The organism is Streptomyces sp. 4F14, assembly GCF_048159485.1.
GTDB lineage: Bacteria > Actinomycetota > Actinomycetes > Streptomycetales > Streptomycetaceae > Streptomyces.
Genome location: NZ_JBLRVY010000292.1, coordinates 1 through 349, shown reverse-complemented (window position 1 = coordinate 349; position 349 = coordinate 1). Strand labels below are relative to the sequence as shown.

The window sequence follows — 349 nt, the reverse complement described above, 5'->3', positions numbered from 1 at the left end:
AGTGCGCCGGTTTCCGGGTCTTTCCGGAAGGACAGCGCGAGGCCGCGGACTTCCGGCGAGGGGTCGCTGACGGAACATCGCTCGATCAGAGCGTCGACATCGTCGTCGTCCGGACTGAGTTCATGAAGGAGACCCAGAGCCGCCGTGCGGGCATCCTGGTGCGGATCCGTGAGCACCCTCGACCGGATGAAATCGCGGATGTCCGGCTCACCGCCCCACCTAGCCGCCAATGCGTCGAACAGAGCGGACCGGATGAACACGGATTGCGCATGCACAGCCATGGCCTGCGGAATCGCCGGGCTCCGACAGAGCGCCGCCCCGCACAGCCCTGACTGCGAGTCGAAGTTGA

The 349-nt window shown here is 65.9% G+C and carries 1 protein-coding gene; it reads right to left on the bottom strand.

All coding sequences use genetic code 11. The annotated features are described in order from the left end of the window. On the bottom strand, positions 1-281 hold a 281-nt coding region (locus ACLZOT_RS50780), incomplete at its 3' end, for a hypothetical protein (RefSeq protein WP_416976091.1). Positions 282-349: the final 68 nt, after the last annotated feature.